We start from the raw sequence: 11381 nt of genomic DNA, 5'->3' as shown, positions 1-11381 counted from the left end.
CGGCCGGCGCGACCGCCTCGCGCCACGTCCCTACCCCGCCCATGCCGCATACCAGGAAGGAGACCGACGATGCCCCGCAAGCCCCGCGTGGACGCCGTCCTCGTACAGGCCGTGATCGCCGGTGCCCTGTCCTTCGCCCACCTGCACGACCTCGCCGCCGCGGCCGGACAAGACGGCTGGAAAGCCTGGGCATACCCCATCTCCGTAGACCTGCTCCTGGTCGCCGCCTGGCGCAGGCTACGCGCCCTTCGTCCTAGTGGGGAGCCGGTCCGGGCCGCGTGGTTCTGGTTCGCCATCGCCCTGACCGCCTCCCTCGGCGCCAACATCGCCACCGCTGGACTCCTCGACCTGGATCACGTGCCCGACTGGCTCAGCATCCTCGTGGCGGGCTGGCCCACACTGGCCTTCCTCGGCGGCACCCTCCTCATGCACTCCCCAAGTCCCGCCCCCGAATGCTAGGAAGCCCCGGCTGTCGACGCGACCGAGACGACCAGCGTCGAACGCGCCTCCGCCCTGGAGCCAGAGCCGGAGGCAGTCGAGGTGGCCGAGCCCGTACCGGCCCTGCCTGCCTCGCGGCCCGCTCCGCCGCCGGCCACCCCGACGGTTCCGGCCGCGCTCGTCGCCCACGCGCGGAAGGTCGCCGACGACCACCAGGCCCGCACCGGGGCCCCGATCGACACCGACACCCTGCGCGTCCGGCTCGGCGTTCCTGTCCAGCTGGCTGACGCGATCGCCGCCCAACTCACCTGACCCGAGAGGAGAACCACCGTCATGCCTGCCCGCGACTTCTTCCACTCCGTGATGCGGATCGGCCCCGTCCAGATCGGCACCCACCGCGACCGGCACGGCACCACCAAGCACGCCGCGGTGTGCACCAACGACCGCTGCGGCTGGTCCGCCGACTACTCCAGCCAATCCGCCGCCCAGCTGGCCGCCCGCACCCACCGCTGCACGGCCCGATAGGAGGCATCGACCGTGGACGTCCCGCTCTGGTTCGCCCTGATCGTCGTCGGCTACCTCGGCTGCAAGCTCATCCGCCCGCCGCTCTGGCTGGTCCTGGTGCTGCTCCTGGGCGGCTACCTCATCGCCGACAGCCTGCTCGCCCCCGTCATCGACACCCTCATCAAGAAGTAGGGAGACCGCTCATGCTCCGGCCGAAGATCCCCACCAACCCCACCCCGACCGGTGCCGTGATGCCGCTGCCCACCGAGCCCACCGCCGGCGTCATCCAGCACACCCCGGCCCCCGCGCCTGCCCCCGTGGCTCCGGTGTCGTCCCGGCCCGTCGTGCAGCTCACCCCGGGCGCCCTGATCGCGCTCGTCGGCGGCGCCACCGCCGTGGTCCTGGTCGTCGGCACGGTCCTGGTCTCGCTGCTCCTGGCGGTCGCCGTCACCGCCGCCTCGGTCGCCGTCTGCGCCGTCGTCCTGCGCTCGATGCTCAACGGCCAGCACCACCGCTGACCGGCCCCCGGGGCGGTCTCAACCGCCAAGTGTCGCCCGCCCCGGGAGCCGTACCCCTGCCCGAACCAGAGATCCGGAAGGAACCCCCATCATGGCCCACCCGACACCACCCCCGGCGCGGATCTGCCCGGCCTGTGACGGCTTCGCCTCCGCCGCCATCACCCTCGGCGGACGTGACCGGCACGGCCACCTGCGCACCCTCACAGTCCACTGCCCGGCCTGCCGTGGTGTCGGCACCCTCCACCCGGCCCGGTCGCGGGAGAGCGCCCGTGCCTGACTCCGCGACCGTCGCGGGCCTGGACCCGACCACCCTCGGCGATCTTCTGCGGGTGGCCGGGTCTCCGGGCTTTCACCGCTGGGAAGACCAGATCCGCCGCACTGGCGGCTGCTCCGACCCCATCCACCTGACCGGCTGGACCCTCACCAAAGATCGCACGACCGGCGAGACCCTGCACCACTACTCGACCGAGTCAGAGCCCGGCGGTCGCCTGCGTATCGCCTGCGGCAACCGGCGGGCCTCGCGCTGCCCGGCGTGTGCCTGGACCTACGCAGGCGACACGTACCACCTCATCCGCGCCGGCCTGGCCGGAGACCAGCGCCGCGATATCCCCGCCACGGTGCGGGATCACCCCAGGGTCTTCGCCACCTTCACCGCCCCCTCGTTCGGGCGCGTCCACAACCGGCCCGACACCGGCCGTTGCCGCTGCGGCACCCGACATGTCGCCGACGACCCGGCGCTGGGGACCGCGCTCAACCCCGCCAGGTACGACTATGCCGGGGCGGTGCTGTTCAACAACCACGCCGGGCAGCTGTGGCAGCGCTTCACCAACCGGCTCCGCCGCGAGATCGCCGCCCGCGCTGGCCTTTCCCAACGGGCCGTGGCAGAGGTCCTGCGGGTCTCCTTCGGCAAGGTCGCCGAGTTCCAAAAGCGCGGCGCCGTCCACTTCCATGCCGTCATCCGCCTCGACGGCCCCGAAGGTCCCGACACCGCGCCCCCGTCCTGGGCCACCACCGGGTTACTCGAGGACGCGGTTCGGGCTGCCGCACGCCACTCCTACACCTCGATCACCGTCCCGGCCGCCGGGGACCAACCGGTCCGGGCGTTCCGCTGGGGTGCCCAGCTCGACGTCCGGCCAGTGAGGGCGTTCGGGGACGGTTCGGACATCACCGAGCAGGCCGTCGCGTCCTACGTCGCCAAGTACGCCACCAAAGCTGCCGAGAATACCGGCACCCTCGACCGCCGTATCGGCGAACTCGCCGAACTCGACCGCCACCAGGTGCCCGACCACGCCCGCCGCCTCATCCAAGCCTGCCGCGACCTGGACGACCTCTACCCCGACCGGCGGCTGTGGGCCTGGGCACACATGCTCGGCTTCCGCGGCCACTTCTCCACCAAATCCCGCCGCTACTCCACCACCCTCGGCGCCCTACGCCAGGAACGCGCCGACTACCGCGCCGCCCAAGAACACGCGGACCTCGGCCTAGAGCCCGTCGAGCCGGACACCGTCCTGGTCCTGGCCGACTGGCAATACGCCGGCCACGGCCACACCCCCGGCGAATCCATCCTCGCCGCCACCATCGCCCGGGACCTCCAGCTCAACCGCGAAACCGCCCGCGAAGCCCTACGAGACCACCTCGCCCTGGAAGGAGCCGCAGCATGACCACACACCCGCTTCCTGAGCGGTACCTCACCCCGGCCGACGTCGCCGACCTGCTCGGGGTCCCGGTCGAGACGCTGTACCAGTGGCGGCGCAAGCGCACCGGTCCGCCGGCCTTCCGTGTCGGCAAGCACCTTCGGTACGACCCCGCCCGGCTCCGCCAGTGGGTCGACGGCCTCAACGAGGTGGCTGCCTAGTGGCCGGACACATTCAAGACCGCTGGTACAAGACCGAGCCTGGGCCCAACGGCAGGCCTCTGCGCCTTAAGACTGACCGCTACGGCAACGGACTGCGCTATCGGGCCCGCTACGTCGGCCCGGACGGCACGGAGAAGAGCAAGTCCTTCCCGGACAAGCAGAAGCGCAAGGCCGAACAGTGGCTCGCCCAGATCGAAGCGGACATGGCCCGCGGGCAGTACATCGACCCCCAAGCGGGGCGAGTCACCTTCCGCCAGTACGGGGAACGATGGCTGGACGCGCTCACGACCGACCTCGTGAGTCGTGCGGCCGTGGAGGGACGGCTTCGGCTTCATGCCTTCCCGCACCTGGGCCCGCGACCCATCGGCTCGTTCCAGCCGGAGCACGTCCGCGACTGGCTGAAGCAGCTGGAAGGCTCGTTGCCTGTGGCTTCGTACAGGCGGCTGATCTTCGATGCCGTCTCCTCGGTCCTCAATGCGGCCGTGGATGACGGACTGCTGGCCAAGAACCCTTGCCGCGTCCAGTCGGTCAAGGCGCCGCAGCCGTCGCCGTCCCGGGTGCGGCCCTGGAGCGTCGAGCAGGTCTTCGGTGTACGAGCAGGGCTACCGGAGCGGTATCAAGCGATGGCCGACCTTGGCGGCGGTTGCGGGCTGCGCCAGGGCGAGATCTTTGGTGTCGCTGTTGAGGACGTCAGCTTTCTGACCGGGTGGCTCTCCGTCCGTCAGCAGGTGAAGAAGGTTCGGGGCACGCTGGTCTTCGCCCCTCCGAAGCGTGGCAAGCTGCGGGATGTGCCGCTGGACCCTGAGGTCGCGGGAGCCCTGGCCGAGCATTTGGAAGGCTTCCCGCCGGTCGAGGTCACCTTGCCGTGGCTGACGCCGGACGGCCCGAAAATCACCAAACGGCTCGTGTTCACCGGCCCGGCCGGCAGAGCGCTCTGGAGCAATGGCTTCAATGATCAGGTCTGGAAGCCCGCCCTCGTAGCTGCCGGGATCATCGCCGCTCCCGAGCGCGGCCGGCGGTACCCCGCGGCTCGTGAGCACGGCATGCATGCTCTGAGGCACTTCTACGCGTCGGTGCTCCTGGACGCCGGGGAGAACATCAAGGCCCTGAGTCTCTACCTCGGGCACTCGGATCCCGGGTTCACGCTGCGGGTCTACACGCACCTGATGCCGAGCAGCGAGGAGCGCACCCGCAAGGCGATCAGCGCGATGTACCGGGCCGCCGGCAGGACCGACGACGGCCCAGGGACGGCCCAGGCTGCCTGACACGGCCCCTCATCGGCGGGAAACCTGCTGGTGAGGGGCCTTTTCGCGCCCTCCCCCGGCAAGTAACACCCCATCTTGCCAGCCGTCCACCCCCGGGCGGAAACGAGTACCCGGGCGATGTCCCTCACGCTTCCGGCCGGCTCCGCAGGCGCGCCGGAACGGCACACGGGAGTCCGTCTGTCGGTACCGGCGTCTAGGGTGCCCGCACGATCGACACTGATTCTGATCAGGGGGACCGGACATGCTGCTGGAGAACAAGACCGCGGTCGTCTACGGCGCGGGCGGTGCGGTCGGGCGGACCGTGGCCCGAACCTTCGGCCGGGAGGGGGCACGGGTCTTCCTCACCGGTCGCAGGCTCGCCGGGCTGGAGGAGCTGGCCGGGGAGATCGAGTCCGCCGGCGGCCGGGCCGACGTCGCCCAGGTCGACGCGCTCGACCGGGAGGCGGTCGAGCGGCACGCCGCCGAGGTGGTCCGGACGACGGGCCGGCTCGACGTCTCCGTGAACGCGGTCAGCATCCGCGGTGACCTGCAGGGCACGCCGCTGACCGGTATGTCCGTGGACGACTTCCTGACGCCGATCACCACCGCGGCCACCGCCAACTTCGTCACCGCGACGACCGCGGCCCGGTACATGGCCGAACAGGGCTCGGGGGTGATCGTGACCTTCTCCACGGCGGCAGCGCACCTCTCCGGCCGGGACCAGGGCTTCCATGCGACCGGGGGCTTCGGCGTCGCCTGCGGCGCCGTGGAACTGCTCTCCCGGCACCTGGCCGGTGAGGTCGGACCGCGCGGCGTACGCGTCGTCTGCCTGCGCCCGGACGGCATCCCGGAAGCCTGGGTGTCCTGGGGCATGATCGACGACGCCGAGCCCGATCCCGAGGACAGCCCCACGGTGAAGGCCTACATGGAACGCGGCACCGCGCTGCGCCGGCTGCCGAAACTGGCCGAAGTGGCGGAGACGGCAGCTTTCATGGCGTCCGACCGGGCGGGCGCCATCACGGGGACCGTGGTCAACCTCAGCTGCGGATCCGTCAGCGGCTGAGTACGGGCCTGGTTCCGTGGTGGTCCCTCTGCGTGCCGGCGGAACCGCCGGCACCCGTGGGGGCTACGTGCGCTTGGGCCGCGGGGCGCGCATGCCCGAGGCGGGCTCCTGTACGTCCTCGGGAACGAAGGTCTCGTCCTCCCCGAAGTCCGGGGCCTGGAAGGGGTTCGTCGTCGGAGACGGCGACGCTGCGGTGGTACCGCGGGGTTGCCCTTCCGGGGCGGAGAACAGCGACGTCACATCGATGAGAGGTTTCCCTTTCGTAACAGGACCCCCTGAAGGGCCCTGGCGTGCCGTGACCCGGCACAGCGGTCCTACAGCTTGGTCATCTTGCTGTACGGGCTCAAGATCCGCATTTGCGCCGAGCCGAAATCCACGACGACCGCGGTTCCCTCGTCGACGTCGACTACCCGCCCGAGACCGTGGATGTCGTGCGTGACCTGGTCGCCCACCGCGAAGTGCTTGGGAGCGGGCGCGACCGGGGCCTTGAAGGGGCTGGTGGGCAAATGACGCTTCGGTGCAGCAGGCTTAGTCATTGCCCCCAGTATGCACCCACGAAATGCCTCGGTGGCTGACTCTCGGGGGCACGGATAGCTGATCGTTGTACTCGCTCCGGCAGGCTCCGGGCCGCCGGCCGGCCGGCGGACGGGCGGGTCAGCCACGCGGGGGGCCGTCCCACCCGTACCCTTCATGGTGTCTACGGCGTCACATAGCGGGCGCCAAACACTGGAGGCAATACCCCGTGCTGATTGCTCAGCGTCCCTCACTGACCGAAGAGGTCGTCGACGAGTTCCGTTCCCGGTTCGTGATCGAACCGCTGGAGCCGGGCTTCGGCTACACCCTCGGCAACTCGCTCCGCCGCACCCTCCTGTCGTCGATCCCCGGCGCCGCCGTCACCTCGATCCGGGTCGACGGCGTCCTGCACGAGTTCACCACCGTGCCGGGCGTCAAGGAGGACGTCACCGACCTCATCCTCAACATCAAGCAGCTCGTCGTCTCCTCGGAGCACGACGAGCCCGTCGTGATGTACCTGCGCAAGCAGGGCCCCGGCGTCGTCACCGCCGCCGACATCGCGCCCCCGGCCGGTGTCGAGGTGCACAACCCCGACCTCGTCCTGGCCACGCTGAACGGCAAGGGCAAGCTGGAGGTGGAGCTGACCGTCGAGCGCGGTCGCGGCTACGTCTCGGCCGTCCAGAACAAGCAGCAGGGCCAGGAGATCGGCCGCATCCCGGTCGACTCCATCTACAGCCCGGTGCTCAAGGTCACCTACAAGGTCGAGGCGACCCGTGTCGAGCAGCGCACCGACTTCGACAAGCTGATCGTCGACGTCGAGACCAAGCAGGCCATGCGTCCCCGCGACGCGATGGCCTCGGCCGGCAAGACCCTGGTCGAGCTGTTCGGGCTCGCCCGCGAGCTCAACGTCGACGCCGAGGGCATCGACATGGGCCCGTCCCCCACGGACGCCGCGCTCGCCGCCGACATGGCGCTGCCGATCGAGGAGCTCGAGCTCACCGTCCGTTCCTACAACTGCCTCAAGCGTGAGGGCGTTCACTCGGTGGGTGAGCTGCTGGCACGCTCCGAGGCCGACCTGCTCGACATCCGCAACTTCGGTGCGAAGTCGATCGACGAGGTCAAGGCGAAGCTGGCCGGCCTGGGCCTGGCCCTGAAGGACAGCCCGCCCGGATTCGACCCGACCGCCGCCGCCTTCGGCGCGGACGACGGCGCGGACGCCGGTTTCGTGGAAACCGAACAGTACTGAGCCCGTGCCATGTGGCGTTCCCCTCGGAGATCACCCCGAGGGGAACGTCGTGGCGCCGCCAAGCCGCTGTCCGCGGTAGGGGCGGACCCGCAGACCTGTTGCGGGCGTCCGTGCGTGCCGCGGAACGGCGAAGGGGGCGGAGGTCTCTCGACCTCCGCCCCCTTCGCTCAGGAGCGGCCAGTGGTGTCAGCTCACTCGGCGGACGGGGCCGCCTTCTTCTTGCGCAGGAAGAAGACCGCGCCGCCACCGAGGACGACCAGGACGATCGCGATGCCGGCGATCACCGGGGTGGCGCTGCTCGAACCGGTCTCGGCGAGGTCGCCGCCGGTGGTGGAGCCGGTGTCACCGGTGCCCTCGGAGGAGCCGCCGGCCGAGGCCGGGCTGGGCGAGGAGGACGGAGTGTCGCCGCCGTTGCCGGCGGTCTCGCAGTCGAGGACGCCCTCGAAGGTCTTCTCGAAGCCCTCGGGGCCGGTGATGGTGACCTTGTAGTGCTGGTCCTCGGCCACCGGCACGGTGATGGTCTCGGACTTTCCGGCCTCGACCGTGTACTCCTTGTCGGCCAGCGTGAAGGTGAACGGCTTGTCACCCTCGTTGGCGGCCGTCACGTCCAGGCCGTTCTTGGCGCAGTTGACCTCGGCGGAGACCGCCGGGATCGGCCCCTTGGCGGCCCAGGTGCCGGTGGTCGTCGCGGAGACGGAGCTGTCGCTGGAGCCGGCGAGGATCTGGACCTGCGTGGTGCTGTTGACGCCCGTGAACGCGCGGCCGACCGGGAGCTTGGTGTTCGCGGTGGCGGTCAGCGAGGTCGTGCCGTCGGGGGTGCCGGCCTCGACGTCGAAGTAGACCTCGTCGCCGTCCTTGGCGGAGGTGACCGCGGTGCCGTTCTTGTCGGTGACCTTGACGCCGGAGGGGTTGCTGGGCGCGGGGCTCACCTGGACGGTGGAGGCGTTGGTGTGGACCTTGATCGGACCGAGCAGGTCACCGGCCTTGCCGGAGACCGCCGGCGGGTCGAGGGTCAGCGACGCCGCGGGCTCCTCGAGGTTCTTGGCGCTCTTCTGCAGCCAGTCCGCGAGTTGCTCGGCGAGCGGGTTGACCGCGGTCACATTGGCCTTGTCGGAGAAGCGCCAGATGGCCACCTGGGTACCGGCGGCGGCAAGCCCCGGAGTCAGGGCGCCCTTCTTGATGCCGGCCTTCTTCTGCAGAGCGGCGAGGTCGTCGATCTGGGGGTACGAGTTCTGCAGGATCCAGTTGATCTTCCCCGCGTCAACGTTGTTGTGCAGGCTCGACTGGTCCCAGGAGACTTCCTTGTACTTCGCGCTGCTCTGCGTGGGGTTCTTGATGTCGATGCAGTACGTCTGGATCGTGCCACCGCCATCGACGGACATCTCGAAGAGGCCGGCGCCGACCTCCTCCTTGTTGCCCTTCTCCGTGATGACGGCCCTGTCGGCAGTCTTCAGGCCGCCGAGCGTCGCCGTCGCACCGGGCGCGGTGGGGGTCGCGTCGTCCGCGATGGCGGACCCGGCAACGGCTATGGAACCCGCGGCGAGGAGGCCTGAGGCCACCATCGCTACGGCAAGACGGGCAGCTCCCCGCCTCCGTACAGTGAACATGGATTTCCCCTCCGGGCGAGGCTGGTCGTGGGGGCACGCCTCGCCGACAGCTGTGGATCCCCGCGGAAAGCCGGGGTTCCGCAGAATCCTAGGAACCAACCGCACCAAAGCCACCAGGATTCACGGCCGCCCGGGAATTCGAATCGCAATCGTTACCCGTGCGTAGGCATAGACGTGAAATTGTCGATAAATCATCGACGTTTTACCGCGGGGCGAATGTGCAGCTGTCCGGCTTATCCGGACAGGGCGGCCAGTGGATCGGCGAGTGGCTCCCCAGCGCCCGCGGCGGAATTCGGAACCATCAGTTCCGGGCGGCCCACGGACGCCCGCCGGAACGCCGAGGTGCCGCGCGTCAGATCGTGGCCGCAGGCGATCGCGTCGACGTCGGCGGAGATCCAGCGCTGGCCGTCGCGCTCCTCCTCACGCACTCTCAGGCGTCCCTGGACGAGCAGCGGTTCGCCGACCCCGACCGACGCCACCACGTTCTCCCCCAGCTGCCGCCAGGCCCACACCGTGTAGAAGCTGGTGTGCCCGTCGGACCAGCCGCCGCGCTCCCGGTCCCAGCGGCGCGCGGTCGTCGCCAGCCGGAACCTGGCGACCGGCACGCCCGTGGGCGTCTTCCGGAATTCCGGCCTGGTCGCGACATTCCCCACGACGGTGACCAGTGTCTCGTTCATTGCCGATGCTCCCCGTTGCCGTCGCCGGCCGGCGGCCCCCTGCCGCCGGCCCCGCGATGGCTCCATGGTGCGCCCGCCGCGCCCCCCGTGGAGAAATGGGATTCAACCTGTGGATTACTGGCCTGTTGTGGACAACTCCGTCACCCGGAAGTGGTTTCCCGAGAGCACCCCGTACTGCTCCCGCACTTCCCGGTAACGCAGCAATTCCGCCGCCAGCGGCTCCAGCACCCGCGCCCGTCCGCAGTCGGCCGCCGCGTCGGCCATCCGCCGCTCCGCGGCCTGGCCGTGCCGCCGGGCCGGGCCGCGGGCCGCGAACCGGCTCACCCGGGTGAGCAGCGGACCGCCCAACGCGCCCACGGCCAGCAGCGCGGGCGGCAGCCACCACGGCAGCCGCAACGCGCCCGCCGCCGTCACGACCCCCGACGCCAGCGCCACCGTCGCGAGCAGCGCCAGCAGCCACTGCGCCGTACCGACCACCGTCCACCACCGGGGACGCAGCGGCTCGTCCGGCGCCACCCGCTCCACCGTCGCGTCCAGCGCCTCCGGGAGCGTGCGGCCACCGCGGCGCGCGGCTTCCCGTACCGCCTGCGCCCAGGGAGCGGGCAACCCCTCGACGGCCTCCGCCGCGACCGCGCGCACCGCCTCGTCGACCGACGCGCGGGACGCCGACAGCGCCGGACGGCGGCCGTCGAGGATGCCGTCGCGCAGACCGGCGCCGCGTCCGCGGCGCAGCCGCCGCCAGGGGGTGCCGCACGCCTCCTCGGCGGCCCTGGCCCAGGCGCGCTCCGCCGCCCGGCCCGCCGCCGCGGCGCCCACGGCGTGGGCGAGGCTCGCCGTGAAGTCCTCGCGGGACCGGTCGGTGAGCCCCGTCATCCCCTCGGCGACGTACAGCGGGCGCAGCCGCTCGGCGAGCCCGTCCACGTCCGCGGACAGCCGCCGACTCGCGGCCGCGCGCTCCGCCACGACCTGGCCGATGGCCGCCCGCAGCTCCGGCACGCCGTCACCGTTCAGCGCCGAGGTGGCCAGCACCATGGCGCCGTCCTCGCCGTGCTCGCCGACGGCGAGCCCGTCGTCGTCGAGCAGCCGCCGCAGGTCGTCCAGGACCTGCTCGACGGCCTCCTCCGGGAGCCGGTCGATCTGGTTGAGGACGACGACGGTCACGTCGGCGTGCCCGGCCAGCGGCCGCAGGTAGCGCTCGTGCAGCGCCGCGTCCGCGTACTTCTCCGGGTCGAGCACCCACACGATCACGTCGACGAGCTTCAGCACCCGGTCCACCTGGTCGCGGTGGGCGGTCGCCGCCGAGTCGTGGTCCGGCAGGTCGAGCAGGACCAGGCCGACGGGCCCGTCGTCCGTCCGTTCCGCCCCCTCGTCCAGGACGCTGTGCCGGGCGAACCGCGCCTTGGGCCCGATGCCGAGCCGGTCCAGCAGCCCGGAGGCGCCCCGGGGGTCCCAGGCACAGGCGACCGGCGCCGAGGTGGTGGGCCGGCGGACGCCGATCCGCGACAGTTCCAGACCGGTCAGCGCGTTGAACAGGGACGACTTCCCGCTGCCCGTCGCCCCCGCCAGCGCCACCACCGTGTGGTCCGCGGAGAGCCGGCGCCGGTCGCCGACCCGTTCCAGCAGTTCCCCGGCCCCGTCGAGCGCCTCGTGGCTCACGCGGGTGCGCGACAGCCCGAGCAGTTCCGACAGGGCGTCCACCCGCTCTGTGAGCACCTG

General features: G+C 71.2%; 13 protein-coding genes and 1 pseudogene. 10 read left to right on the top strand and 4 right to left on the bottom strand.

Annotated features, from left to right (window positions below; genetic code table 11):
• The first annotated feature begins 69 nt into the window (after nucleotides 1-69).
• From PV341_RS05940 to PV341_RS05900, 9 genes and pseudogenes are all read left to right on the top strand, one after another.
• Nucleotides 70-750 (top strand): annotated as a pseudogene (locus PV341_RS05940) (DUF2637 domain-containing protein).
• Between the two features lie 21 nt (nucleotides 751-771).
• Nucleotides 772-963 (top strand): mobile element transfer protein, encoded by a 192-nt coding sequence (locus PV341_RS05935; RefSeq protein WP_319133857.1) that lies wholly within the window; start codon nucleotides 772-774, stop codon nucleotides 961-963.
• Between the two features lie 12 nt (nucleotides 964-975).
• Nucleotides 976-1134 carry a hypothetical protein gene (locus PV341_RS05930; protein WP_500322856.1) on the top strand — a complete coding sequence of 53 codons (159 nt, stop codon included), beginning with the start codon at nucleotides 976-978 and terminating at the stop codon, nucleotides 1132-1134.
• An 11-nt stretch (nucleotides 1135-1145) separates the two neighbouring features.
• The gene (locus PV341_RS05925) at nucleotides 1146-1460 is read left to right on the top strand and encodes a SpdD-like protein (RefSeq protein WP_500322854.1); all 315 of its coding nucleotides are present in this window, start codon (nucleotides 1146-1148) and stop codon (nucleotides 1458-1460) included.
• Between the two features lie 91 nt (nucleotides 1461-1551).
• Complete coding sequence (locus tag PV341_RS05920) at nucleotides 1552-1737, top strand: hypothetical protein (protein WP_500322852.1); 186 nt, start codon at nucleotides 1552-1554, stop codon at nucleotides 1735-1737.
• A complete protein-coding gene (repSA, locus tag PV341_RS05915) occupies nucleotides 1730-3121 on the top strand; it encodes a replication initiator protein RepSA (protein WP_500356930.1) in 1392 nt (463 codons plus the stop codon). The genes PV341_RS05920 and repSA overlap by 8 nt, the downstream gene beginning before the upstream one ends.
• Nucleotides 3118-3315 carry a helix-turn-helix domain-containing protein gene (locus tag PV341_RS05910; RefSeq protein ID WP_500322850.1) on the top strand — a complete coding sequence of 66 codons (198 nt, stop codon included), beginning with the start codon at nucleotides 3118-3120 and terminating at the stop codon, nucleotides 3313-3315. The genes repSA and PV341_RS05910 overlap by 4 nt, the downstream gene beginning before the upstream one ends.
• A complete protein-coding gene (locus PV341_RS05905) occupies nucleotides 3315-4580 on the top strand; it encodes a tyrosine-type recombinase/integrase (RefSeq protein WP_500356929.1) in 1266 nt (421 codons plus the stop codon). Before PV341_RS05910 ends, PV341_RS05905 begins: the two co-directional genes overlap by 1 nt.
• Before the next feature lie 241 nt (nucleotides 4581-4821).
• Nucleotides 4822-5622, top strand: a complete 801-nt coding sequence (locus tag PV341_RS05900; RefSeq protein ID WP_500356927.1) for an SDR family NAD(P)-dependent oxidoreductase — start codon at nucleotides 4822-4824, stop codon at nucleotides 5620-5622.
• A 314-nt stretch (nucleotides 5623-5936) separates the two neighbouring features.
• Here the strand turns inward: PV341_RS05900 and PV341_RS05895 are convergent, their stop codons facing one another.
• On the bottom strand, nucleotides 5937-6158 hold the full coding sequence (locus PV341_RS05895) for a hypothetical protein (protein WP_499511942.1): 222 nt from the start codon (nucleotides 6156-6158) through the stop codon (nucleotides 5937-5939).
• A gap of 206 nt (nucleotides 6159-6364) precedes the next feature.
• Between PV341_RS05895 and PV341_RS05890 the strand changes: the two genes are divergently transcribed.
• Nucleotides 6365-7381: a DNA-directed RNA polymerase subunit alpha gene (locus PV341_RS05890; RefSeq protein WP_499511943.1), complete on the top strand. Its 1017-nt coding sequence runs from the start codon at nucleotides 6365-6367 to the stop codon at nucleotides 7379-7381.
• Nucleotides 7382-7572: 191 nt separating this feature from the next.
• Here the strand turns inward: PV341_RS05890 and PV341_RS05885 are convergent, their stop codons facing one another.
• From PV341_RS05885 to PV341_RS05875, 3 genes are all read right to left on the bottom strand, one after another.
• Nucleotides 7573-8988: an LAETG motif-containing sortase-dependent surface protein gene (locus tag PV341_RS05885; protein ID WP_500322846.1), complete on the bottom strand. Its 1416-nt coding sequence runs from the start codon at nucleotides 8986-8988 to the stop codon at nucleotides 7573-7575.
• A gap of 233 nt (nucleotides 8989-9221) precedes the next feature.
• Nucleotides 9222-9665, bottom strand: coding sequence for a single-stranded DNA-binding protein (gene ssb / locus PV341_RS05880; protein WP_500322844.1), 444 nt, complete (start codon nucleotides 9663-9665; stop codon nucleotides 9222-9224).
• A 114-nt stretch (nucleotides 9666-9779) separates the two neighbouring features.
• Nucleotides 9780-11378 carry a GTPase gene (locus tag PV341_RS05875; RefSeq protein ID WP_500356925.1) on the bottom strand — a complete coding sequence of 533 codons (1599 nt, stop codon included), beginning with the start codon at nucleotides 11376-11378 and terminating at the stop codon, nucleotides 9780-9782.
• Nucleotides 11379-11381: the final 3 nt, after the last annotated feature.

The organism is Streptomyces sp. PA03-1a (assembly GCF_033792805.1).
In the GTDB taxonomy this organism is placed as follows: Bacteria; Actinomycetota; Actinomycetes; order Streptomycetales; family Streptomycetaceae; genus Actinacidiphila.
The sequence above is the reverse complement of the archived record's forward strand: the minus strand, read 5'-3'. Positions and strand labels throughout refer to the sequence as shown.